At 41.7% G+C, this 24,115-nt stretch carries 21 protein-coding genes; 20 read left to right on the forward strand and 1 reads right to left on the reverse strand.

Translation table 11 applies throughout. From position 1 onward, the window contains the following. Position 1 precedes the first annotated feature (1 nt). Both TZ92_RS04635 and TZ92_RS04640 read left to right on the forward strand, forming a co-directional pair. The gene (locus tag TZ92_RS04635) at positions 2 to 2,056 is read left to right on the forward strand and encodes a cation:proton antiporter (protein ID WP_033629468.1); all 2,055 of its coding nucleotides are present in this window, start codon (positions 2 to 4) and stop codon (positions 2,054 to 2,056) included. A gap of 29 nt (positions 2,057 to 2,085) precedes the next feature. Further along, positions 2,086 to 2,946, forward strand: a complete 861-nt coding sequence (locus TZ92_RS04640) for a YihY/virulence factor BrkB family protein (RefSeq protein WP_033629469.1) — start codon at positions 2,086 to 2,088, stop codon at positions 2,944 to 2,946. A gap of 39 nt (positions 2,947 to 2,985) precedes the next feature. Here the strand turns inward: TZ92_RS04640 and queA are convergent, their stop codons facing one another. Then, the gene (gene queA, locus TZ92_RS04645) at positions 2,986 to 4,014 is read right to left on the reverse strand and encodes a tRNA preQ1(34) S-adenosylmethionine ribosyltransferase-isomerase QueA (protein ID WP_033629470.1); all 1,029 of its coding nucleotides are present in this window, start codon (positions 4,012 to 4,014) and stop codon (positions 2,986 to 2,988) included. Positions 4,015 to 4,159: 145 nt separating this feature from the next. On the opposite strand from queA, the gene TZ92_RS04650 reads away from it, so the two are divergent. The 18 genes from TZ92_RS04650 to TZ92_RS04735 all read left to right on the forward strand — a co-directional run bounded on the left by TZ92_RS04650 (position 4,160) and on the right by TZ92_RS04735 (position 23,950). Further along, entirely contained in the window at positions 4,160 to 4,867 is a 708-nt protein-coding gene (locus TZ92_RS04650) for a glucosamine-6-phosphate deaminase (protein WP_033629471.1), read from the forward strand. Positions 4,868 to 5,087: 220 nt separating this feature from the next. Further along, positions 5,088 to 12,164: a CshA/CshB family fibrillar adhesin-related protein gene (locus tag TZ92_RS04655; protein ID WP_045594850.1), complete on the forward strand. Its 7,077-nt coding sequence runs from the start codon at positions 5,088 to 5,090 to the stop codon at positions 12,162 to 12,164. 213 nt (positions 12,165 to 12,377) lie between these two features. Then, a complete protein-coding gene (locus TZ92_RS04660) occupies positions 12,378 to 12,995 on the forward strand; it encodes a class I SAM-dependent methyltransferase (RefSeq protein WP_045594851.1) in 618 nt (205 codons plus the stop codon). Positions 12,996 to 13,008: 13 nt separating this feature from the next. Further along, positions 13,009 to 13,632, forward strand: coding sequence for a Type 1 glutamine amidotransferase-like domain-containing protein (locus TZ92_RS04665; protein WP_033629474.1), 624 nt, complete (start codon positions 13,009 to 13,011; stop codon positions 13,630 to 13,632). Between the two features lie 156 nt (positions 13,633 to 13,788). Beyond that, a complete protein-coding gene (gene rpsU, locus TZ92_RS04670; RefSeq protein WP_000048054.1) occupies positions 13,789 to 13,965 on the forward strand; it encodes a 30S ribosomal protein S21 in 177 nt (58 codons plus the stop codon). Positions 13,966 to 14,029: 64 nt separating this feature from the next. After that, the gene (locus TZ92_RS04675) at positions 14,030 to 14,992 is read left to right on the forward strand and encodes a hypothetical protein (protein WP_033629475.1); all 963 of its coding nucleotides are present in this window, start codon (positions 14,030 to 14,032) and stop codon (positions 14,990 to 14,992) included. A 137-nt stretch (positions 14,993 to 15,129) separates the two neighbouring features. Next, on the forward strand, positions 15,130 to 16,065 hold the full coding sequence (gene hprK / locus TZ92_RS04680) for an HPr(Ser) kinase/phosphatase (protein WP_000115190.1): 936 nt from the start codon (positions 15,130 to 15,132) through the stop codon (positions 16,063 to 16,065). Then, a complete protein-coding gene (lgt, locus tag TZ92_RS04685) occupies positions 16,058 to 16,846 on the forward strand; it encodes a prolipoprotein diacylglyceryl transferase (RefSeq protein WP_033629476.1) in 789 nt (262 codons plus the stop codon). Before hprK ends, lgt begins: the two co-directional genes overlap by 8 nt. Then, a complete protein-coding gene (locus TZ92_RS04690; RefSeq protein ID WP_033629477.1) occupies positions 16,847 to 17,230 on the forward strand; it encodes a DUF948 domain-containing protein in 384 nt (127 codons plus the stop codon). A 15-nt stretch (positions 17,231 to 17,245) separates the two neighbouring features. Beyond that, the gene (locus TZ92_RS04695; protein ID WP_033629478.1) at positions 17,246 to 17,644 is read left to right on the forward strand and encodes a YtxH domain-containing protein; all 399 of its coding nucleotides are present in this window, start codon (positions 17,246 to 17,248) and stop codon (positions 17,642 to 17,644) included. 73 nt (positions 17,645 to 17,717) lie between these two features. Next, positions 17,718 to 18,848, forward strand: a complete 1,131-nt coding sequence (gene hemW, locus TZ92_RS04700; RefSeq protein ID WP_033629479.1) for a radical SAM family heme chaperone HemW — start codon at positions 17,718 to 17,720, stop codon at positions 18,846 to 18,848. A 4-nt stretch (positions 18,849 to 18,852) separates the two neighbouring features. Next, positions 18,853 to 19,590, forward strand: coding sequence for an acyl-[acyl-carrier-protein] thioesterase (locus TZ92_RS04705; protein ID WP_033629480.1), 738 nt, complete (start codon positions 18,853 to 18,855; stop codon positions 19,588 to 19,590). Positions 19,591 to 19,600: 10 nt separating this feature from the next. After that, entirely contained in the window at positions 19,601 to 20,374 is a 774-nt protein-coding gene (locus tag TZ92_RS04710) for a TIGR01457 family HAD-type hydrolase (protein ID WP_033629481.1), read from the forward strand. Continuing rightward, complete coding sequence (locus TZ92_RS04715; RefSeq protein ID WP_033629482.1) at positions 20,364 to 20,984, forward strand: TIGR01906 family membrane protein; 621 nt, start codon at positions 20,364 to 20,366, stop codon at positions 20,982 to 20,984. The genes TZ92_RS04710 and TZ92_RS04715 overlap by 11 nt, the downstream gene beginning before the upstream one ends. A gap of 217 nt (positions 20,985 to 21,201) precedes the next feature. Then, positions 21,202 to 21,603 (forward strand): Spx/MgsR family RNA polymerase-binding regulatory protein, encoded by a 402-nt coding sequence (locus TZ92_RS04720; RefSeq protein WP_000631261.1) that lies wholly within the window; start codon positions 21,202 to 21,204, stop codon positions 21,601 to 21,603. Continuing rightward, positions 21,604 to 21,882: a UPF0223 family protein gene (locus TZ92_RS04725; RefSeq protein WP_001041959.1), complete on the forward strand. Its 279-nt coding sequence runs from the start codon at positions 21,604 to 21,606 to the stop codon at positions 21,880 to 21,882. Beyond that, positions 21,872 to 22,645 carry an inositol monophosphatase family protein gene (locus TZ92_RS04730; protein ID WP_033629484.1) on the forward strand — a complete coding sequence of 258 codons (774 nt, stop codon included), beginning with the start codon at positions 21,872 to 21,874 and terminating at the stop codon, positions 22,643 to 22,645. Before TZ92_RS04725 ends, TZ92_RS04730 begins: the two co-directional genes overlap by 11 nt. After that, a complete protein-coding gene (locus TZ92_RS04735) occupies positions 22,646 to 23,950 on the forward strand; it encodes an RsmF rRNA methyltransferase first C-terminal domain-containing protein (protein WP_033629486.1) in 1,305 nt (434 codons plus the stop codon). The last annotated feature ends 165 nt before the right edge of the window (positions 23,951 to 24,115 follow it).

Below are 24,115 nucleotides of genomic sequence, written 5' to 3' on the forward strand. Positions count from 1 at the left end.
TGTGGAATTACTCATTTACTTGATTCTATTTTTATTTGTCTTAATCATTTCAACTACGACCAATAAACTTCTGCCTTTTGTGCCCCTTCCTCTTGTACAAATCCTTTTGGGGATTGGGATTGGTTTATTTGTTCCCGATGCGGACTTTCATCTCAATACAGAGCTGTTTCTAGCCATGGTTATTGGTCCCTTACTTTTCCGGGAGGCAGAAGAAGCGGATATTACGTCCATTTTGAAGCATTGGCGGATTGTCGTCTTTCTGATCTTTCCTGTGATTTTTATCTCGACCTTAAGCTTGGGGGGCATGGCTCACTTCCTTTGGATGACTCTTCCTTTGGCGGCCTGTTTAGCAGTTGGAGCGGCACTTGGGCCAACAGATTTGGTTGCCTTCGCGTCTCTTTCTGAACGTTTTCGTTTTCCCAAACGGGTTTCCAATATCCTAAAAGGGGAAGGACTCTTAAATGACGCTTCTGGTTTGGTTGCCTTTCAGATGGCTCTGGCTGCTTGGACAACAGGAACCTTTTCTCTCAGCCAAGCTGGAACTTCCCTAGCACTTTCTATACTTGGTGGTTTTGTAGTCGGTTTTGTGACGGCTATGGTCAATCGTTTCTTGCATACCTTTTTACTGAGTGTGCGAGCGATAGATATAGCCAGTGAACTATTGCTAGAGCTAAGTTTGCCGCTCATGACCTTTTTCATCGCAGAAGAGTTTCATGTTTCAGGGATTATCGCAGTAGTGGTTGCAGGTATTTTGAAGGCCAGTCGCTTTAAGAAAATTACGCTCCTTGAGGCTCAGGTAGACACTGTGACGGAGACCGTCTGGCACACCGTGACCTTTATGCTAAATGGATCAGTCTTTGTTATCCTGGGAATGGAATTAGAGTTGATAGCAGAGCCAATTTTGTCTAATTCTCTCTACAATCCCCTTCTTTTACTGCTTTCAGTTGTCGTTCTGACCTTCTTGCTTTTTGCGATCCGCTTTGTCATGATTGCTGGTTTTTACTTTGTGAGAACGCGTCGACTTAAGAAAAAAATTCATAAGTACATGAAAGATATGCTTCTTTTGACCTTCTCTGGTGTCAAAGGGACAGTATCTATCGCGACTATTCTCCTTATACCAAGTCATTTGGAGCAGGAATATCCTTTGTTACTCTTTCTTGTAGCAGGCGTTACACTATTGAGCTTTCTAACAGGTTTATTGGTTCTCCCTCACTTATCTGAAGAACAAGAGGAAAGCAAGGATCATTTGATGCATATAGCGATTCTGAATGATGTAGCTGCAGAATTAGAAAAAGAGCTGGACCATCACAAGAACAAACTTCCTCTTTATGCAGCTATTGATAATTACCATGGTCGGATTGAAAACCTCATCCTTAGTCTGGAAAATAAGAGAGTCCAAGAGGATTGGGAGTCCCTCAAACTTCTTATCTTGAGTATTGAGAGTGACGGTTTGGAGCAAGCCTATGAAGAAAATAGAATCAGTGAGCGTGGCTATCGAGTTTACCAACGTTACCTAAAAAACATAGAACAGAGTATCAATCGGAATTTCGCTTCTAGAGTGACTTATTACTTCCTAGTTTCTTTACGGATACTGCGCTTTCTACTTCATGAAATGTTTACCTTTGGCAAAACTTTCCGTAGTTGGATGAATGAAGAATCTCGTAAACTACTAGCAGTTGACTATGATCAGATTTCAGAGTTGTATTTGGAAAATACAGAGCTGATTATTGAGAGTTTGGAAAACCTAAAAGGGGTTTACAAGAGTTCTCTGATTAGCTTTATGCAAGAGTCTCGTCTACGCGAGACAGCTATTATCGGAAGTGGTGCTTTTGTTGAGCGGGTTATCAATCGCATCAAGCCAAACAATATCGATGAAATGCTACGAGGCTACTATCTCGAACGTAAGGCAATTTTTGAATACGAAGAAGCTAAACTGATAACAGCCAAGTATGCCAAAAAACTACGCCAAAATGTGAATAATTTAGAAAATTATTCTCTGAAAGAGGCTGCAAATACCTTGCCTTATGATATGCTAGATTTAATCAGAAGAACTTAGATGATGAAGAAAATGACGGAGGATGGAACATGAAAAAGTGGTGGAAAGAGCTGATGGACAGGCCCTTATTGAAAGCTTTTTTGCATTATTATCAAGCATCTGATAGCGAGTTGACCAGTGTCGCTGTTGCCTACTATTGGTTGATTTCAATCTTTCCTTTGCTAATGATAATGGTCAATATTTTGCCTTATTTTCAGATTCCGGTCTCAAATTTCTTACTGACGATTAAGGAATTTTTGCCTGATACAGTGTATGATGTGGTCGCCAAGATTGTCCGAGAAGTTCTGACTCAACCCTCGACTGGTTTGCTGAGTTTTGCTGTTTTATCTGCTCTCTGGACCTTTTCGAAATCAATGGATTTCCTCCAAAAAGCCTTTAATAAAGCCTATGGAGTGACCAAGAGTCGAGGAATTATCTCCCATCAGTTGATGAGTTTACTTGTTAGTTTCGGCTTGCAGATTCTTTTTGCCTTGGCCTTATTTTTGAGTATGTTTGGTCGTATGTTGCTCAACATCCTCAAAACTTACTGGCAATCAGACAGTTCGCTATTTTCCTACCTGCAAGACTTTACAGGCCCTCTGGTTTATGCCTTGATCTTTGCCATTCTGGTTATGATTTATTACTTCCTCCCAAAAGTAAAAGCACCACGAATCCGCTATGTTTTACCAGGAAGTATCTTTGTCTTGCTAACTCTTATCTTTTTATTGAATATCTTTTCTGTCTACGTAAATAGTTACGTCAATCATCTGGTTGATGTCCGATTTTTCAGTTCCATTATCGTGGTAGTCATGATGTTCTGGTTTATTCTTATTGCAAAGATTTTGATTATCGGAGCAGTTATCAATGCCAGTGTTCAGAGTTTGAAAGATCCAAAGTTTAGTATGGAATGATTAGAAAAATCCCTATTAGGAAACCTAATAGGGATTTTCTTAATAGATAAACATGGCATCTCCAAAACTAAAGAAGCGGTAGTGTTCTTGGATGGCATGGTGATAAGCATCTAGGACTAAGTCACGACCGGCAAAGGCAGAAACCAACATGACCAGAGTTGACTTGGGTAGGTGGAAGTTGGTTGAAAAAGCATCCACAACCTTCCAGTCGTAGCCTGGTTTGATAAAGATATTGGTCCAACCAGAATCTGCTTGGATTTGCCCATTAAACTTGGAACCGATGGTTTCCAGTGTGCGGATAGAAGTGGTTCCAACAGCAATGACGCGACCTCCATTTTCCTTGACGGAGCGAAGGGTGGCAGCTGCTTCCTCAGAAAGTTGGTAGAATTCTGAGTGCATTTCATGTTCGTCCAGATTGTCAACAGAGACAGGTCTAAAGGTTCCGAGTCCGACGTGAAGAGTGAGATAAACCAGATGAACACCCTTGGCTTGGATTTCTGCTAGCAGTTCTTTAGTAAAGTGGAGACCAGCAGTCGGTGCAGCAGCAGAGCCACTTTCTTTAGCGTAGACCGTTTGATAGCGTTCACGGTCCTCTAGTTTTTCGTGGATGTAGGGCGGTAGTGGCATTTCACCTAGACTTTCCAAAACTTCTAGGAAAATTCCTTGGTATTCAAATCGGACAATACGGCCCCCGTGGGTCAATTCTTCCGTAACGACGGCGCTGAGGCGACCATCGCCAAACTTGACACGAGTGCCAACCTTGAGGCGTTTAGCAGGTTTAGCCAGAACTTCCCACTCATCACCTGCAGTATTCTTGAGCAGGAGAAGTTCCACATGGCCTCCTGTCTCCTCTTTTTGACCATAGAGGCGGGCAGGGAGAACGCGAGTGTCGTTCATGACAAGGGCATCTCCAGGTTCCAGCATGTCGATAATAGAGTGGAAGTGTTTATCCTGCATTTCTCCCGTCTCGCGATTAACGATAAGGAGTTTGGAGGCATCTCGTTTTTCAAGGGGCGTTTGGGCAATCAATTCCTCAGGTAAGTGGAAATCAAAATCAGCTGTATTCATTTTTCATTATTCTTTCTAAGTTCTAATCTTATCCATTATAACATGTTTCAAGTTTAGACGCTCTTTTTTTAGAAATTAAATCGTTTTCACTTGACAAAAATTGGTCTATACCATATAATGAATATAGAAAAATGGAGGATATAAAATGAAAGTTATTAAAGTTGAAAATCAAGTCGAAGGTGGAAAAGTAGCTTTTGAGATTTTGAAGGAAAAATTGGCCAATGGTGCTCAAACATTAGGACTTGCGACAGGAAGCAGCCCGCTTGAGTTTTACAAAGAAATCGTTGAGAGTGACCTTGATTTTTCAAACCTAACAAGTGTCAACCTTGATGAGTATGTGGGGCTTGATGGGGACAATCCACAGTCTTATCGTTACTTCATGCAGGAAAACTTGTTCAACCAAAAACCATTTAATGAAAGTTTCTTGCCACGTGGTGTTAAGGACAATGCTGAAGAAGAAGTTGAACGCTACAATCAAATTTTAGCTGACCATCCTGTTGATTTACAAATCTTGGGGATTGGTCGCAATGGACATATCGGCTTTAATGAGCCTGGTACTCCATTTGACAGTCAAACGCATTTAGTAGAACTTGATCAATCTACCATCGAAGCCAATGCTCGCTTCTTTGACAAGATTGAAGACGTTCCAACTCAAGCCATTTCAATGGGAATTAAAAACATCTTGGATGCCAAGTCAATTATTCTCTTTGCTTACGGTGAGTCGAAAGCAGAAGCCATTGCTGGAACAGTATCTGGCCCAGTGAATGAGAACCTCCCAGCAAGTAGCCTACAAAACCACCCTGATGTGACTATTATCGCTGATGCAGAAGCTCTTAGCTTACTTGAAAAGTAAAAATACAAGAACCACTTGCTCTTTGGAGTGAGTGGTTTTGTATTAATACTAAAAATATAAATCAAAAAACTACTACAGTTTCGTTATATTAAAATTAAAATAGTCTTTCATTACTAATTTTTTATGTAATAAAGTAAATTTTTGGGATTTTTCACTAGCGGACAAATAAAAAATACTGTATAATATCATAAGTTATGTAATTACACTTAAGGAGATTGTAATGGGAAAAGATTTATTTAATTCACACTTTCATAAGTTTTCTATTCGAAAGCTAAATGTAGGAGTTTGTTCTGTGCTCTTATCTACCTTAGTCCTTTTGGGAGCAACTTCTCAAGTTAGTGCCGATGAAGCAAGCAGTAGTAGATCCCAAAATGATATTAGTCGAAAAGATATATATGAGTCGCCGGTACTTTCTGTAGAATCAACAACTTATGAACAGGGTCAAAATACAGAAAGAACGGTATCTGCAGCAGATATAGAAAAATCACAATCTGCTGATGGTTCTATTCAAAGAAATTCAGAAATAGAGGGAGTAAAGGAATCTAAAGATTCTATTGAAGCTAAAAGTAGTGATGATTTTCAATCAACTGTTGTTCGGCAAGAATTGACTGAATCGCCGGTAATAGTTGATAATTCAGAAGTGACTCAAGCTACCCGGTCTCGTCGTGTGAGACGGGATGTTGCACCTACTGAACAACAGAACAGCGTAACAACAGGAGTTCCGATAGGTACTGGACCAGCTGGGGCAGATGATGCTACCTCTACGCCACGAGTACCTAAACCAAGCTTGGAAGAGTCGGTCAAGAAAGACAGTGTTCAGTTAGCCAAGCAGATTAGTTGGCTTGATTTCTCAGATACTGGTAGTTGGAAAAACTTGGATCAACGTGGTGGTCTTAAGGTAGGGACCACCTTCACCAAGGAAATTTCACCTGGGTATGTAGTGAACTTAACGGTCAAAGAGCTTAAGCCTTTTAACTCTACTGAGATATATAGAAAACGGGTTGCAGGTACAGCAACAGAAAACACCTATAATCCCAACGCGGAGAATGATTTCTTAAAATCTGCGCCAGATTATGGTAAAACACCTCCAACAGTTACAGGTGCGGCTCAGGACCAATGGACTACTATACGGGACCAAGGCTTTAATACACAGAGACGAAAGACTCAGTTAGTTTATCCAAAGAACTCTACCAACTGGGGAGTAAAATTCAATATTGAGGCGACCTATCTTGGTAAGCGCGTAGCCCCTACGGTGGTTATGGCCGATGGTGAAGATGCCAACCCAGGTGAATTCGCAATCTTTACCACGAACGGTACGGGTTGGGAATACATGGGTGAATGGAAGATGAAGAGTCAGGCCAAAGAAGCCTATACGGTTATCACCAAAAAAATGTTGGATGATGAGGACGTTAAGAGAAGGGGTCTTTTAATCTTAAAAGATAAGAGCGTAGACTGGTATAAATATCTCAGTCCAGATACTGTGACAGGAGGTCTGGGGACTCAGGTCTTCGGACCAAACCGTTCTAACGAACGGACGGTTCCTGTCGTGATGACGCGTGGGGCCTCTGAAGTAGGGTTCTATGTAGCTTCATCTGGGCAACAAGCCATGATGATGGGCTTCCTAGTGGTAGACGGAAGTGATGCGCCGGATAGTTATGGCGAAGCCTTTCATACCATTTCAGGACGTGACTCGGTGACCGATGCCCCTATTAATCAACCTTATTTAGGGACAACGCCAGCTGATATTGATGTTGAGTCAGCTAATGACTGGGTTTTGGATGATAAAAAGGAGCATAAGGACGAGGGAGCCAGCCAATTACTAGCGGACGATCAATTAAGTACTTCTAATGATTTGCTAGATTTAGACAAAGCAAAAAATGGGACATATACGATTAAAATCAAAGCTAACCCAAATGGCAATGCTAGATCTTATGTCAAGGCCTGGATAGACTTCAATAATGATGGAGTCTTTAATGAAAGCGAAGGTAGCAACCTACAAGAGATTACAGCTGCTGGTGACTATACTTTGACCTTCAATGCCAACCCAAATATTAGTGGCGGTCAAGTGGACAAATTGGGTATGCGTTTCCGTATTGCGACTAATAAAGGTGATATTGAGCAACCAACCGGTATTGCCTTTAGTGGGGAAGTAGAAGATATGCTCTTGCACCGCATTTATCCTCCTAGGGGGGAGAAGCAGACTACGGATGGCTTTACAGGCGAGACTCAAACTGCTGTCCTTCACTTCACACCTAAAGGAACAGATCGCTCAGACGACAGTGTCAATGCAGTTATGAGCACCCAAGCGCCTCAGGTTTTGGATAAGCAAGGCCAAGTTCTGACAGCCGTTGATGGCAACTATATTCGTCCAGAAGGGACCTATCACTTGACCGTCAATGGCAATGATGTGCAAGTAACCTTTACACCAAAAGCGGACTTTTCTGGAACTGCTGAAGGAATTAATATTCGTTGGACTGACCAGAACGGCACCTCGACTGGTTGGGCTTCGACGGATGCTTCTGACCCTAATAAAAATGATCAATTGACTAGTATGGACGGCCGTTATGTGCCGACAGTTCGTAAGATTCCAAACTACGAATCAAGTGGTCTTCAGGGACTGGAACAAAACAAAACGCTGGTCTTTAACGATGATGATACCAGCTCGACTCCTGTCACACCAGACGCTTCTCGTCCGGCCAGCTTTGTGGATGCGAGCGGTCAGCCGGTAGCGGGCAACACGGTGCCTGCAATGTCTAATGGCCAGCAAGTGGGAATCTATGAATTGGATCCAAATACCGACCAAGTGACCTTCAAACCTATCAAAACTTTTTATGGCACACCAGACCCAGTGGTAGTTCAAGTCAGTGATACCGATGGTAAAGCACACCGAGCACGTTATCAACCTAAGGTAACCCAAGTAACACCAAGAAGCACCAATGCTGAATCAACTGGCCTCCAAGGTCAACCGCAAAGTGGTAAACCAACTTTCACTGCAGGTGACCAACAAATCCCTATTGACATGAGCAAAGCCATGACTTTTGAAAATGGGACGGACACCATGGAAGTAGCCAATGAAGGAACTTATACTATCAATTCAGATGATACCATTAGCTTCAAGCCACTTAAGCAATTCACTGGCAAGGCGACTCCAGTGACGGTCAAACGTGTTGATACCAATGGCACCGAAGTGACTGCAACCTATACACCTAATGTGACCAAGGTCACACCAACCAGCACACCTGCTACTTCATCAGGTCCTCAAGGGGTACCACAAACAGGAACGCTAGTCTTCAAGGAAGGCGATCCAGCGGTCCCAATCGATATGACCAAACCAATGACCTTTGACGATGGTCAACCTAAGAAGATTGTTGCGGGTGTAGGGGAATACACCATCAATTCAGATGGATCTATTACCTTTACTCCAGATAAGAAATATGTGGGAACCCCAGCCGCGGTGACGGTTAAACGAGTTGACGAAAATGGCACAGAAGTGAGAGCAAGCTATACGCCAACTGTTACCAAGGTAACTCCGACTGGTACTGGTGATAAGACAGAAGGCCTTCAAGGTCAGGTCCAAGAAGGTAAAGTGACCTTCACTCCAGGCCATGACTCTGTTCCATTCCCAGCTGATTCAACTCCACTATTTGACAATGGTACAACTGTGAAAGAAGTGCCAAATGTTGGTAAGTTCGAAGTGGACGCAGATGGTAAGGTGACCTTTACTCCTGATAAACAGTTCAAGGGTGAAACACCAGAACTTGAATTGACTCGTGTGGATGCCAACGGAACTCCTGTTACTGTCAAGTACCAAGCGGTGGTGAAAGAAGTAACCCCAACTTCAACAGACGCCACTTCAAATGGCATCCAAGGTCAACAGCAAAAGGGTACCCCAACCTTCACAGAAGGTAATCCATTGGTTCCAATTGATGATACGAAACCAATGACTTTCGAAGATGGTCAGCCAACGAAGACCGTTTCAGGTGTGGGTGAATACAGCATCAATCCAGATGGCTCTATTACCTTTACGCCGGATAAGAAGTATGTTGGAACTCCAGCTCCAGTAACGGTTAGACGGGTAGATAAGAATGGCACCCCAGTGACTGCGACCTATACTCCAACAGTGACCAAGGTAACACCAACAGGAACTAACGCAACGAGCACAGGTCCTCAAGGTGTCCCTCAAACAGGCACCCCAACTTTCCAAAGTGGTGATCCACTGGTTCCAATCGATGAAACAGTAGAGCCAACCTTCGCAGATGGAAGCAAAGAGAAATCTATTCCAGGTCAAGGAACTTACACGATTGCACCAGACGGAACTGTAACTTTCACACCAGACAAACAGTTTGTTGGAAACCCAGATCCAGTCACAGTCAAACGCGTAGATAAGAATGGCACCCCAGTTACTGCGACATACAGCCCAGAGTTTACTAAGGTGACTCCAACTGGAACCGGTGCAACAAGTACAGGTCCTCAAGGACTTCCACAAACAGGTACTCCAACTTTCCAAGGTGGCGATCCACTGGTTCCAATTGATGAAACAGTAGAGCCAACATTCGAAGATGGAAGCAAAGAGAAATCTATTCCAGGCCAAGGAACTTACACGATTGCACCAGACGGAACTGTAACCTTCACTCCAGACAAGCAGTTTGTTGGAAACCCAGATCCAGTAACAGTCAAACGTGTGGATAAGAATGGCACTCCAGTTACTGCGACCTACAGTCCAGAGTTTACGAAAGTGACCCCAACAGGAACTGGCGCAACAAGTACAGGTCCTCAAGGACTTCCACAAACTGGAACTCCAAGCTTCCAAGGTGGCGATCCACTGGTTCCAATCGATGAAACAATTGAGCCAACTTTCGCAGATGGAAGCAAAGAGAAGAATATTCCAGGCCAAGGAACTTACACGATTGCATCAGATGGAAGTATAACCTTCACTCCAGACAAACAGTTTGTAGGTAGTCCAAATCCAGTTACAGTCAAACGTGTGGATAAGAATGGCACCCCAGTCACTGCAACCTACAGTCCAGAGTTTACGAAAGTAACACCAACTGGTACTGGTGATAAGACAGAAGGCCTTCAAGGTCAGGTTCAAGAAGGTAAAGTGACTTTCACCCCAGGTCATGACTTAGTTCCATTCCCAGCTGATTCGACTCCACTATTTGACAATGGCGCAGCTGTGAAGAAAGTGCCAAATGTTGGTAAGTTCGAAGTGGACGCAGACGGCAAGGTGACCTTCACTCCAGATAAGCAGTTCAAAGGTGAAACACCAGAGCTTGAATTGACTCGTGTAGATGCCAACGGCACCCCTGTTACCGTTAAGTACCAAGCGGTGGTAAAAGAAGTAGTTCCAACCAGCACTAACGCAACGAGCACAGGCCCTCAGGGTGTTCCACAAACTGGTACTCCAACCTTCCAAGGTGGAGATCCACTGGTTCCAATCGATGAAACAGTAGAGCCAACCTTCGCAGATGGAAGCAAAGAGAAATCTATTCCAGGTCAAGGAACTTACACGATTGCACCAGACGGAACTGTAACTTTCACACCAGACAAACAGTTTGTTGGAAACCCAGATCCAGTCACAGTCAAACGCGTAGATAAGAATGGCACCCCAGTTACTGCGACATACAGCCCAGAGTTTACTAAGGTGACTCCAACTGGAACCGGTGCAACAAGTACAGGTCCTCAAGGACTTCCACAAACAGGTACTCCAACTTTCCAAGGTGGCGATCCACTGGTTCCAATTGATGAAACAGTAGAGCCAACATTCGAAGATGGAAGCAAAGAGAAATCTATTCCAGGCCAAGGAACTTACACGATTGCACCAGACGGAACTGTAACCTTCACTCCAGACAAGCAGTTTGTTGGAAACCCAGATCCAGTAACAGTCAAACGTGTGGATAAGAATGGCACTCCAGTTACTGCGACCTACAGTCCAGAGTTTACGAAAGTGACCCCAACAGGAACTGGCGCAACAAGTACAGGTCCTCAAGGACTTCCACAAACTGGAACTCCAAGCTTCCAAGGTGGCGATCCACTGGTTCCAATCGATGAAACAATTGAGCCAACTTTCGCAGATGGAAGCAAAGAGAAGAATATTCCAGGCCAAGGAACTTACACGATTGCATCAGATGGAAGTATAACCTTCACTCCAGACAAACAGTTTGTAGGTAGTCCAAATCCAGTTACAGTCAAACGTGTGGATAAGAATGGCACTCCAGTCACTGCGACTTACAGTCCAGAGTTTACTAAGGTGACTCCAACTGGTAAAGATACTTCTTCAGTTAACATTAAGGGGCTTGTTCAAACAGGTACGCCAACATTTGAAGGTGGTAATCCGCTTGTTCCAATCGATGAAACTGTGGCAGCAACATTTGAAGATGGATCAACTGAAAAAGTGATTCCAGGTGAAGGGACTTATATAATCTCACCAGATGGCACAGTGACCTTCACTCCAGAAGCTAATTTTGTAGGACAAGGAACCGGTGTAACGATTGTCCGCAAGGATAAGAACGGCACCCCAGTTACTGCAAGCTATCGCCCAACAGTTGTAGATCCATCTACTGGTCATGATACGGCTTCTACAGGAGCAAAAGGTCAACCACAAGTGGCAACCCCAACGTTTGAAGGACATATCGATAGTACAGTTCCACCAACATTTGAGGATGGTAGCACGACTATGGTTGTTCCGGGTGAAGGAAGTTATACAATTGATAAAGATGGTAAGATTACCTTTACTCCAGAACCAGACTTTGTTGGTACAGCTAAAGGATTGGTTGTAAAACGTTTGGATGTGTATGGAAATGCAGTTACTGCTCGCTACACACCAACTGTCCTTGGACAAACACAAGTGAGTTATGCGACATCAGAAGGTCTTAAAGGTCAAACTCAGACTGGTAAACCAAACTTTACAGGTGATGTCGATCTGACAGTTCCGCCAACCTTTGAAGATGGAACAACTGAAAAAGTCGTTCCAGGTCAAGGAACTTATGTAATCTCACCAGATGGCACCGTCACCTTTACTCCTGAGGTAAACTTTGTAGGACAAGCCAAAGGTGTGAAAGTGATCCGTAAAGACCGTAATGGAAATATCATTTCAGGATTCTATACTCCAACAGTAGTAGAACTTCCTGTAGTTGAAAATCCAGAACAACAAGGTATTACAGAAGAAAGAACTACTAAAACTCTTCCAAATACGGGTTCTGAGGAGACATCTCACTTGACAGCTGGTCTATTGGCTGCTTTATCAGGTATGGGATTAATTTCTCTAGCTCAAAGAAAAAAATCTGAGGAAGAATAATTAGTGGCGAAAGTCAACAAGTAAGTTGTTTTGGATACTTGATTGAAATGATTACATTCATTGCTATCTAAGAAGATGTCAGTCTAACAGAAAGAGAGAACCAATTGGTTCTCTCTTTTTGGTAATTGATTTGAAAATCGTCTAATTATTTTGCCTCAATTGTTCACTATCCTGCTAAAGTGGTATAATATAGCTATACGAGGAGGCTCGATTTTGATTTATATAATTGGTTTCACTTGTTTTTTACTTTTAATGTTACTGTTTTCTCGTCTCATTCAGCAATCAAAGAACCCTTCGGGCTTTCTAGGAAAACGAATGATGAAATTGTGGAATAGAGCCTATCTCTCCATGTTTGTATGGGCAATTCGTCATCTGGATAGGACATTTTACCCTGCAATCTTAGATGTAGGAGTTGGGAATGGCCGTTCAACCATCCTACTGAAAGAAACTTTTCCGCAAAGTACTATAACTGGAATTGATATTTCAGATGTAGCAATAGCTCAAGCCAAACAGATAGAGATAACTAATATAAATTTTGAACGAAGAGACGTTAGGGAGACAGGCTTTTCTGATGAAAGTTTTGATTTAATCACAGCTTTTCAAACTCATTTTCATTGGCAGGACCTAGAGGCTTCTTTTATGGAACTTCGAAGAATACTCAAATCAGACGGGATACTCTTACTGGCTTGTGAATATAACAAGTTGTCTTACTTTTTACCAGAGGTCCAAAGCGAAGAAGCATTTAGACGATTCTTGTTGTTAATAGGGTTTGAGCTTATAACTAGTCAAAGAAAGGAAGCGTGGATCCTTTATAAAATTGTTAAACATTAATGGAGGTACAGTCATGAAACAATTATTTTTATGTTCATACTTTGCTGGAGTCAAAAAGCTTTTTAGCGATTATGCAAAGGAAAAGAATCTAGAAAACAAGGTTTTATTTATTCCTACCGCTGGGAACAAAGAGGATTATACTGCCTATATCGATGAGGCTCAGCAAACATTCAAAGATTTAGGATTTGAGATAGAGGTTCTAGATATTGCTTCTTGTGATCGAGAAACTGCACAGGCAAAGATTTTCCAAAGCAAAATTCTTTATATCTCTGGCGGGAATACATTTTATTTATTACAAGAATTAAAGAAAAAACAACTCCTATCTCTTATCAAAGAACAAATAAGAGATGGGCTGATCTATATGGGAGAATCAGCAGGGGCTATCATTACCGCCAAGGATATTGACTACAATAAGCTCATGGACGACAAGACGGTAGCGACAGAGTTATCGGATACAACGGGATTGGATGTAGTGGAGTTTTACATCCTTCCACATTATAGTGAGGAGCCTTTTACTGATAGTAGCAAGAAGACCTTTGAAACCTATAAAAATCAGCTCGACTTAATGCGAATGAACAATTCACAAGCTGTTATTGTAAATGATAAAGAAATAAAAGTTGTTTCTGAACAGGATTAAAATAATTTTTTTCACTATTATGACATCTATTCTAATACGTTGTCCCTTTTAAAAAGAAAAGGGAAGATAATATAAGTTTATGGCAGTTTTCCCTTGACAATTATTCATTTTGCGTGTAAAATGGAATAAATCTTGAACTTGAAGGGAGTGAAAAAAATGTCTAAAACAGTAGTACGTAAGAATGAATCTCTTGACGATGCACTTCGTCGTTTCAAACGTGCGGTTACTAAAGCTGGTACTCTTCAAGAAACACGCAAACGTGAATTCTATGAAAAACCTTCTGTAAAACGTAAACGTAAATCAGAAGCAGCTCGTAAACGTAAAAAATTCTAATTTGAAATGAAAGGCTAGACTTGTCTAGTCTTTTTTTGCACAATGTTTAGAGGAATAAATTGTTATGAAAGAGTATATAAAAGAATATCAAAAGATGCGTGAAAATCACTTGGAAGATTGGGGTTATTGTGCTGATCCGATAGATTGGAAGGAATTTGAAGAGTCAAACCAAAGAATTTTTGAAAAGTATTTGACCGATTCAAAAGTATTGTCTGACAAGGTTTTAAGGGTAAAATTGTACAGTAGCTTATTGCTAGATGATACTAAATATTTTGCCTATTATGCTGCGTTTTTAGATGGGGATTATAAGCAGTTAAACAACGTTCTATGGCAAACAGGAAGAACCAAGTTGCTGAGAGGCGGTTTGTTGGCAAGTGGAACCATTTACACAGATGGGATTTTGAAAGGCTTGTTTACCTCTTTTGCTTGTAACGATTTTTCAGCCATTCCATCATTCGTCCCCAAAGATTTACCCTTGTTGAAAGGAACCTATTATCCAGAAAATGTGATGAATCTTTTATACGCTCTTTATTATCAAGATGAAGAAAGATTATCTGAGTCTCTCTTGCGTGCACAACAGTTTTTAGAGAAGAAAAAACGAACTGGTATGGAAGAATTTTCTGTTCGGTATTTTATAAACTTGGCAAGAAAAGATGCAGTTGCATTAAGCGAGTCCTTACAAAGTTTATGCCAAGCTTATCAGAGACGAGGCTTCCCCTATGAAAAAATTGATAAGTGCTTTGCGGATGAGATTCATGGTCTGTATCGTTTGGTACGATATTTTGACCATTCCTTGTTCGAAGAAGTCAGTATGCCATCTCATAAGACTTTTTTGAAGGAGTTTGAAGAATGGCAAGTCCAAAATCAGTTTCCAAAAGGTCAACAGTTCTATACCTATCCTCAAGATATGGCTGATGCAAATAGAATACTAACAAAAGGTCTTCCAAGGATTTACTTAGAAAAATCTGGAAGGGACTTGGTGATAGACGTTGACCGATTTGCAGTAGATTTGTCTCGGTTAATTTGAAAGAGTACGAAAAAACTTCCTAGTCAAATCTTTTCCCAAGCAACATCAAATAAATACTGTAAATCCTGCAAAAAAAAGGAAACTTCCACCTACAATCTGATATAATAGTAGGGAGAACTCGATTGAAGGAGGAAATTATGTCGGTTTTAGTAAGAGATGTCATTGAAAAACTCAGACTAGATATTGTCTATGGTGAAGGCGAATTACTTGAAAAAGAAATCAATACTGCGGACATTATGAGACCTGGTCTTGAAATGACGGGCTACTTTGATTACTATACACCAGAACGGATTCAGCTGTTAGGGATGAAGGAGTGGTCCTATTTAGTCGCCATGCCTGCCCAGAACCGTTATCAAGTTTTGAAGAAAATGTTTCTACCTGAAACACCTGCGGTTATCGTGGCTCGTGGCCTGGTGGTACCAGAGGAAATGTTGAGGGCTGCTAGGGAATGCAAGATTGCGATTTTAACCAGTCGAACAGCAACCAGTCGTTTATCTGGAGAACTTTCTAGCTACCTCGATTCCCGTTTGGCTAAACGTACCAGCGTGCATGGTGTCTTGATGGATATCTATGGCATGGGTGTCTTGATCCAAGGAGATAGTGGTATCGGTAAGAGCGAGACAGGTCTTGAGCTTGTGAAACGTGGACACCGTCTGGTAGCAGACGATCGTGTAGATATTTATTCTAAGGATGAGATGACTCTTTGGGGTGAACCTGCTGAAATCTTGAAGCATTTACTTGAGATTCGTGGAGTTGGAATTATTGATATTATGAGTCTTTATGGTGCAAGTGCTGTAAAAGATTCTTCACAAGTTCAGCTAGCAGTTTATTTGGAAAATTATGATACCCATAAGACCTTTGACCGTCTAGGAAACAATGCCGAAGAACTTGAAGTTTCTGGTGTAACGATTCCGCGTATCCGCATCCCAGTAAAAACAGGACGCAATATCTCTGTTGTTATTGAGGCAGCTGCCATGAACTATCGTGCTAAAGAAATGGGCTTTGATGCGACGCGTTTATTTGAAGAACGCTTGACAAATCTAATCGCTCAAAATGAGGTGAAACATGATTAATCCAGTCGCATTTGAAATTGGTCCCTTTGCTATTCGTTGGTATGCTTTGTGTATTGTAGCTGGTTTGGTTCTGGCAGTCTACCTTGCCATGAAAGAAGCTCCTAAAAAGAAAATCCTGTCAGATGATATTTTGGATTTTATCCTGATTGCTTTTCCGGTAGCTATTTTAGGTGCTAGACTATACTACGTACTCTTTCGCTTAGATTATTATCTGCAAAATCCAGGTGAAATCATCGCCATCTGGAATGGTGGTTTGGCCATTTATGGAGGTTTGATAGCGGGCGCTATTGTCCTTTATATCTTTGCAGATAGAAAGCTGATTAATACTTGGGATTTCTTAGATATTGCAGCACCGAGCGTCATGGTTGCCCAGAGTTTAGGGCGCTGGGGGAACTTCTTTAACCAAGAAGCCTATGGTGCAGCGGTAGATAGTTTGGATTATTTGCCAGGCTTCATTCGTGACCAGATGTACATTGAGGGTAGCTACCGTCAGCCGACCTTCTTATATGAGTCGGTTTGGAATCTGATTGGATTTGCTTTAATCTTGATTTTTAGAAGACAATTAAAGGGAATCAGACGTGGTCAGATCACTGCTTTCTACTTGATTTGGTATGGCTTTGGTCGTATGATTATCGAAGGGATGCGGACGGATAGTCTCATGTTCTTTGGTCTGCGAGTTTCCCAATGGTTATCAGTTGTCCTTATCGGACTTGGTATTTTTATCATACTTTATCAAAATCGAAAGAAAGCCCCTTTCTATCATACTGAGGAGGAAAAATAAATGTTAGAAGTTGCATATATACTTGTTGCGATTGCTTTGATTGTCTGTTTAGTCTATTTGACAATCACGATTCAAAAAGCCGGTCGTATGATTGATGAAACAGAGAAAACCATCAAAACGTTGAGCTCAGATGTGAACGTTACCTTGCATCAGACCAATGATTTGTTGGCTAAGGTAAATGTGTTAGCAGACGATATCAATATCAAAGTTGCGACGATTGATCCACTCTTTACGGCAGTGGCAGACTTGTCAGAGTCAGTATCTGATCTCAACCAACATGCGCGTGTTTTAGGCAAAAAAGCTTCATCTGCTGGTTCAAAGACCATTAAAACAGGTGCAGGCTTGTCCGCTCTTCGTGTCGCAAGTAAATTTTTCAAAAAATAAAAAAGGAGAAATCTTATGGGAAAACTATCCTCTATCCTTTTAGGAACTGTTTCAGGTGCAGCTCTTGCTTTGTTTTTGACGAGTGACAAGGGCAAGCAAGTTTGTAGTCAAGCTCAGGATTTTCTAGATGACTTGAGAGAAGATCCAGAATATGCTAGAGAGCAGGTTTGTGAAAAACTAACAGAAGTGAAGGAACAGGCAACGGACTTTGTGCTGAAAACAAAGGAACAAGTAGAATCTGGTGAAATCACTTTTGATAGTGTCCTTGACCAAGCTAAGACCTGTGCTCGACAAGCGACAGAAGCATCCAAGGAAACCTTTAACAATCTCAAGGAGCAATGGCAAGAACAGGCAGCAACTCCAGACGTTGCTGAAGACCAAGAAGAAATCATCATCGATATTACTGAAGTATAAGGTATCACCATCTCTGGTTTTTGGAGATGGTGATTTTTATCTGCAAGCCTGTCTTTGTGGTATAATAAATACTATGCAGAAAAAACCAACGTCCGCCTACGTGCATATTCCCTTTTGCACACAGATTTGTTATTATTGTGACTTTTCAAAAGTTTTTATCAAGAATCAACCAGTAGATAGTTACCTAGAGCATCTGCTAGAGGAGTTTCGTTCTTATGATATCCAAAAGTTGTCAACTCTCTATATTGGAGGTGGGACGCCAACGGCTTTGTCCGCTTCGCAATTAGAGCTGCTCTTAGATGGCCTGACTAAAAATCTAGACTTGTCTGTCTTGGAAGAATTGACCATTGAGGCCAATCCAGGAGATTTGGACGCGGATAAAATCGCGGTTTTGAGGCATTCGCCAGTCAATCGTGTTTCCTTGGGTGTGCAGACTTTTGATGACAAAATGCTGAAAAAGATTGGGCGCAGTCACTTGGAGAAGGATATTTATGAGAATATCGACCGCCTCAAACTGGCTGGTTTTGACAATATCTCCATTGATCTAATCTACGCTCTTCCAGGTCAAACGATGGATCAGGTCAAGGAAAATGTGGCTAAGGCTATTTCGCTTGATATTCCTCATATGAGTCTTTATAGCTTGATTTTGGAAAATCATACGGTCTTTATGAACCGCATGAGACGTGGGAAATTGCCCCTACCCAAGGAAGAGTTAGAAGCGGAGATGTTTGAGTACATCATCGCAGAACTGGAGCGAGCTGGTTTTGAGCATTATGAGATTTCGAATTTCTCTAAACCCGGATTTGAAAGCCGCCACAATCTCATGTACTGGGATAATGCCGAGTATTATGGTATCGGTGCGGGTGCTTCGGGTTATGTGGACGGAGTGCGTTATAAAAATCATGGTCCTATCCGCCACTATCTCAATGCGGTAGAGGCAGGAAATGCTCGGATAACAGAAGAACACCTGAGTCAAAGGGAGCAGATGGAAGAAGAAATGTTCCTAGGCCTTCGGAAAAAATCCGGGGTTTCTATGGCGCGATTTGAGGAAAAATTTGGACGATCCTTTGATGGACTTTATGGCGAAATCATCAGAGACTTGGTTCAACAAGGACTCATGCAGATCGACAGTGATCGTGTCCGAATGACAAAGAGAGGTCTCTTCTTGGGAGACACTGTAGCAGAACGATTTATTTTGGAGTAGAACGATGGGCTTAACTTATCAAATGAAAATGAAAATTCCTTTTGATATGGCGGACATGAACGGTCATATCAAACTTCCAGATGTGATTTTGCTGTCCCTGCAAGTATCAGGTATGCAGTCCATTGAACTGGGAGTTAGCGATAAGGATGTGTTAGAACGTTACAATCTGGTCTGGATTATTACAGACTATGCGATTGACGTGGTTCGCTTGCCTCGCTTTGCTGAAGAGATTACGATTGAAACAGAAGCATTGACTTACAATCGTCTTTTTTGCTACCGCCGTTTCACTATCTATGATGAAGCAGGTCAAGAAATCATTCGCATGGTAGCAACCTTTGTTCTTATGGACAGAGATAGTCGGAAAGTTCATGCTGTCGAACCGGAGATTGTTGCTCCTTACCAGTCTGAGTTTGATAAAAAACTCATCCGTGGGCCAAAGTATGCAAATCTAGAAAACCCGTTCAGTAAAGACTACCATGTTCGTTTTTACGACTTGGATATGAATGGTCATGTCAATAATAGCAAATACCTGGATTGGATTTTTGAGGTTATGGGAGCAGACTTTTTGACCAAGTATATTCCAAAGAAAATCAATCTCAAATATGTCAAAGAAGTGCGACCAGGTGGCATGATTGCTTCAGCTTATGAACTCAAGGGACTAGAAAGCAAGCATGAGATTATCAGTGATGGCGAGATAAATGCCCAAGCTATGATTACTTGGCAAGAAATTGAAGGCAATTAGAAAGGACGATATGGCTTATAAAGGTTATTTAATTGATTTAGACGGAACTATTTACAAGGGGAAAGACAGAATTCCGGCGGGTGAGGCTTTTGTCCATGAGTTACAAAAAAGAGAAATTCCCTATCTCTTTGTGACCAATAATACAACTCGTACTCCTGAGAGTGTACAAGAGATGTTGGCTCAGAATTTTAACATTAATACCCCTCTATCAACTGTCTATACAGCAACTCTGGCAACCATCGACTATATGAACGACTTGGGACTGGAAAAGACAGCCTATGTCATCGGAGAAGCTGGGCTCAAGGATGCCATTCAGGCAGCTGGTTATGTCGAAGACAAGGAAAATCCAGCCTATGTGGTGGTTGGACTGGACTGGCAAGTCGACTATGAAAAATTTGCGACAGCAACTCTAGCTATCCAAAAGGGTGCTCACTTTATCGGAACCAACCCTGACCTCAATATCCCGACAGAACGTGGTCTTTTGCCAGGTGCTGGTTCACTAATTACACTTCTTGAAGTAGCAACACGAGTGAAACCAGTTTATATCGGGAAACCAAATGCTATCATTATGGACAAGGCAGTTGAGCACTTGGGCTTGAAAAGAGAAGAATTGCTCATGGTTGGGGACAACTACCTGACAGATATCCGAGCAGGGATTGACAATGGTATTCCAACGCTCTTGGTGACGACAGGTTTTACCAAGGCAGAGGAAGTAGCGGACCTGCCAATCGCACCAACTCATGTCCTTTCTAGCCTTGCGGAGTGGAATTTTGATGAGAACTAAACTGACTTTTTGGGGAAGTATGCTTTTTCTCCTTTCCATTTCTATTCTCTTAACCATTTATCTGGCATGGATTTTCTATCCTATGGAGATTCAGTGGCTGAACTTAGCGGATCGAGTCTATCTAAAGCCCGAAACCATTCAGTACAATTTTCATATCTTGATGAATTACCTGACCAATCCCTTTAGTCAGGTCTTAGAGATGCCAGATTTCCGTTCGTCAGCGGCTGGTTTACACCACTTTGCGGTGGTGAAGAATCTCTTCCACTTGGTTCAGCTGGTCACTTTGGTGACACTTCCAAGTTTCTATTTCTTTGTTAAAAAGATTGTCAAAAAAGGCTTTTTAGCACTATATCGTAAAAGTATCTTGACTTTAGTACTATTGCCTCTGATCATTGGGCTTGTAGGAGTGTTGATTGGTTTTGAGCAATTCTTTACTCTTTTCCATCAGATTCTCTTTGTGGGAGATGATACTTGGCTTTTTGATCCAGCAAAGGATCGAGTTATTCTGATTTTACCAGAGATTTTCTTCCTCCATGCCTTTGTACTTTTCTTTGCCTTGTATGAAGGAATATTAGGTTTCCTTCTTGTCAAAGCTTCAAGGAAAAAGTAGATAAAATTCTGTATTTTTAATAAAAAACGAGAGAAGTTACTCTGCTCCCTATATATTGTTGGGTTATCCTAAAGATAAACTTGTAAAACAGGTAATTTTTACAGAGAACAGTCTATTTTCTATGAAAAAATAGGCTTTTTTTCTAAAAATACCTAGTCAAGCGCTTTATTTTTTTGTATAATAGAAATAGCAAGTATAGATAAAAGAAGAGAAAAGCATGATTACACTATTTTTATCACCGAGTTGTACATCATGTCGTAAGGCAAAGGCTTGGTTAGAGACGCATAAAGTGCCCTTTCAAGAGCATAATATTATGACTAGTCCTTTAACAAGAAAAGAATTACAACATATTCTTTCCTTGACCGAAAATGGTACTGATGACATCATTTCAACTCGTTCAAAAATTTTTCAAAAATTGGATATTGATGTAGAGAGTATCTCAGTATCGGAGTTGCTTCAGTTGATTGAGCAATATCCTAGTCTTTTGCGTCGCCCAATTATTATAGATACTAAACGCATGCAGATCGGTTTTAATGAAGATGAGATTCGTGCTTTTCTCCCTCGTAGTTACCGTAAACAAGAATTGAAAGAAGCAACATTGAGAGCTGGTATAGGATAGATGAACAAACAGTATAGTTACCCACTAGATTTGTCGTGGAGCACTGAAGAACTTGCTTCGGTGCTTTCTTTTTTTAATGATGTTGAAGCTGCCTATGAAGACAAGGTAGAAGCAAAAAAACTGCTAGATTCCTATAAGGAATTTAAGTCTGTCGTTCCGAGCAAAAGCGAAGAAAAGCGCTTAGGTCGCGAATTTGAGACGGCTAGCGGTTATTCCTTCTATCATGCAGTTCAATTAGCAAAAGAAAAAAGAGAAGGGAAGATTTCTCTTGGAAACTAAATTTGAATTTGCCAAACAGATTGTGCAGGAAGCTGCTGACTACATTTTGGCTCATATGAAAGAAGATTTGCAGGTTGAGCGCAAGTCTTCCCCTACTGACTTGGTGACACGTTTGGACAAGGAGGTTCAGCAACTCTTGGTTGATCGGATCAAGTCCTCCTATCCTGAGGACTTGATTTGCGCGGAAGAGGGTTGTTTACGTGCTGCAGTCGGTCAAGGTTCTGTTTGGGTGATTGATCCCATTGACGGTACCAATAACTTTGTCGCCCAGCAGGAAGATTTTGCTGTTATGTTGGCTTATTTTGAGAATGGTGTGGGCAAGTTTGGCATCATCTATGATGTCATGAAAGGTGATTGTTACCATGGTGGTGGTGCCTTTCCTCCTTGTCGCAATAATGAGCCCTTACCGGCTTTTAAAAAGAAACCTCTTCAAGAATTTTTAGTTGCCGGTAACTCAGGTATGTTTGAAAGCAATGAGTGGGGCTTGGGTGATTTGGGTCGAGCTGCGTTGGGTGTCCGTGTATATGGCAGTGCGGCCATTAGTTTTGCCAAGGTTTTATCGGGTCGTCTTTTAACTTATATTACCTACTTACAACCATGGGATTACGCTGCGGCCAGTATCTTAGGGGAAAGTCTGGGTTATCGTCTTCTTACGGTATCAGGTGAGCCCGCTGATTTTAAAACGCGTCAGCCAGTCATGATGGTGCCAATCGAGATGCAAGAAGAGATTCAGTCTTATATCTACGAAAGGAAAGAGAACTAAATGCAATTTCCAGAAGGATTTGTTGAAAAATATGAAGCGATACTAGAAGATGAGGCAAGAGACTTTCTTGCCTCTTTTAAACAGGAAGCAGTTTCGGCTTTTCGGGTTAATCCCTTAAAAGAAAGTCAGTTGTCGTTTGCGGATGCTATTCCCCATACACCTTGGGGACACTATGGTAAGGTCTCAGGGAAATCTCCAGAGCACGTGACAGGTCTCGTTTATTCGCAAGAGCCTGCAGCCCAAATGGTGGCCCAGGTAGCTCAACCAAGACCTGGCATGAAGGTCTTGGACTTGGCGGCAGCACCAGGGGGAAAATCCACTCAACTAGCAGCTTATCTGGCTAATCAAGGAGTCCTTGTTTCCAATGAAATCTCAAGCAAGCGTGCTAAAATTTTAGTGGAAAATATGGAGCGATTTGGAGCTACAAACGTTGTTGTGACTAATGAATCTGCTGACCGCTTGGCCAAGGTTTTTAAAGGTTACTTTGATGTGATTGTCCTTGATGCACCTTGCTCGGGTGAAGGGATGTTTCGTAAGCAGCCCGATGCCATGGATTATTGGAGTACTGATTATCCTAGTCAATGCGCTAGTCTCCAAAGAGAAATTTTAGAAGATGCAGTGACCATGCTTGCAAAAGGAGGGCGTTTGGTCTATTCGACCTGTACTTGGGCACCTGAGGAAAACGAAGAAATCGTCCACTGGTTGCTGGATACTTATGATTTTGAATTGCTTCCAGTTGAGCATTTGAATGGTATGGTAGAAGGAATTGGCCTTCCTGAAACGTCTCGAATGTACCCTCATCATTTCAAGGGAGAAGGCCAGTTTGTTGCCCACCTGCAGTTTAAGGGAAAAAATCCAGCACCAAGATTCAAGGCTAGCAAGAGCAATCTCAGTCGTGAACAGCAGAACTTGTGGCAAGAGTTTGCCAAAAAACACTTGCGAGTCAATCTAACTGGTATCTTGCAGACTTTTGGAGATCAACTCTATCTCCTGCCAGAGATGCTACCGGATCTAGGCAAACTCAAAATTTCCCGAAATGGACTTCATCTGGGGACTTTTAAAAAGAAACGCTTTGAACCAAGCTTTGCTCTGGGATTAACATTGAAACCAAGCCAAGTAAAACAAAGTGTTGAAATCAATGATGAGGACTTTGTAAAATATGTGGCTGGTGAGACTGTTCAATTGTCTGAAGCTCGACCAAATGGCTGGTACCAAGTTGTGGTTCAAGGAAACGGACTAGGCTTTGCCAAGGTAACGGGTAATGTTTTGAAAAATTATTATCCAAAAGGGCTCAGATTCAGGTGAAAAAGCTAGTCAAAGAGCCTATTCTATGTTATAGTGGAAGTATGAGTTTTTTCTGATAGTCTTTCATTATTACTTATATTATACGATGGAATTGTCCGCTCCTAAGAATGACTAGATAAAATAAAGCGGGACAATCATTGATGATAATTGGATGATCAGGACAAA

Source organism: Streptococcus oralis subsp. oralis (genome assembly GCF_000960035.1).
In the GTDB taxonomy this organism is placed as follows: Bacteria; Bacillota; Bacilli; order Lactobacillales; family Streptococcaceae; genus Streptococcus; species Streptococcus oralis_G.

What these genes read in the sequence shown, in the direction of transcription:
- TZ92_RS04640 (WP_033629469.1), top strand. Translation starts at nt 2,086, where the DNA reads ATGAAAAAGTGGTGGAAAGAGCTGATGGACAGGCCCTTATTGAAAGCT.
- queA (WP_033629470.1), bottom strand. Translation starts at nt 4,014, where the DNA reads ATGAATACAGCTGATTTTGATTTCCACTTACCTGAGGAATTGATTGCC.
- TZ92_RS04650 (WP_033629471.1), top strand. Translation starts at nt 4,160, where the DNA reads ATGAAAGTTATTAAAGTTGAAAATCAAGTCGAAGGTGGAAAAGTAGCT.
- TZ92_RS04655 (WP_045594850.1), top strand. Translation starts at nt 5,088, where the DNA reads ATGGGAAAAGATTTATTTAATTCACACTTTCATAAGTTTTCTATTCGA.
- TZ92_RS04665 (WP_033629474.1), top strand. Translation starts at nt 13,009, where the DNA reads ATGAAACAATTATTTTTATGTTCATACTTTGCTGGAGTCAAAAAGCTT.
- rpsU (WP_000048054.1), top strand. Translation starts at nt 13,789, where the DNA reads ATGTCTAAAACAGTAGTACGTAAGAATGAATCTCTTGACGATGCACTT.
- TZ92_RS04675 (WP_033629475.1), top strand. Translation starts at nt 14,030, where the DNA reads ATGAAAGAGTATATAAAAGAATATCAAAAGATGCGTGAAAATCACTTG.
- hprK (WP_000115190.1), top strand. Translation starts at nt 15,130, where the DNA reads ATGTCGGTTTTAGTAAGAGATGTCATTGAAAAACTCAGACTAGATATT.
- lgt (WP_033629476.1), top strand. Translation starts at nt 16,058, where the DNA reads ATGATTAATCCAGTCGCATTTGAAATTGGTCCCTTTGCTATTCGTTGG.
- TZ92_RS04690 (WP_033629477.1), top strand. Translation starts at nt 16,847, where the DNA reads ATGTTAGAAGTTGCATATATACTTGTTGCGATTGCTTTGATTGTCTGT.
- TZ92_RS04695 (WP_033629478.1), top strand. Translation starts at nt 17,246, where the DNA reads ATGGGAAAACTATCCTCTATCCTTTTAGGAACTGTTTCAGGTGCAGCT.
- hemW (WP_033629479.1), top strand. Translation starts at nt 17,718, where the DNA reads ATGCAGAAAAAACCAACGTCCGCCTACGTGCATATTCCCTTTTGCACA.
- TZ92_RS04705 (WP_033629480.1), top strand. Translation starts at nt 18,853, where the DNA reads ATGGGCTTAACTTATCAAATGAAAATGAAAATTCCTTTTGATATGGCG.
- TZ92_RS04710 (WP_033629481.1), top strand. Translation starts at nt 19,601, where the DNA reads ATGGCTTATAAAGGTTATTTAATTGATTTAGACGGAACTATTTACAAG.
- TZ92_RS04715 (WP_033629482.1), top strand. Translation starts at nt 20,364, where the DNA reads ATGAGAACTAAACTGACTTTTTGGGGAAGTATGCTTTTTCTCCTTTCC.
- TZ92_RS04720 (WP_000631261.1), top strand. Translation starts at nt 21,202, where the DNA reads ATGATTACACTATTTTTATCACCGAGTTGTACATCATGTCGTAAGGCA.
- TZ92_RS04725 (WP_001041959.1), top strand. Translation starts at nt 21,604, where the DNA reads ATGAACAAACAGTATAGTTACCCACTAGATTTGTCGTGGAGCACTGAA.
- TZ92_RS04735 (WP_033629486.1), top strand. Translation starts at nt 22,646, where the DNA reads ATGCAATTTCCAGAAGGATTTGTTGAAAAATATGAAGCGATACTAGAA.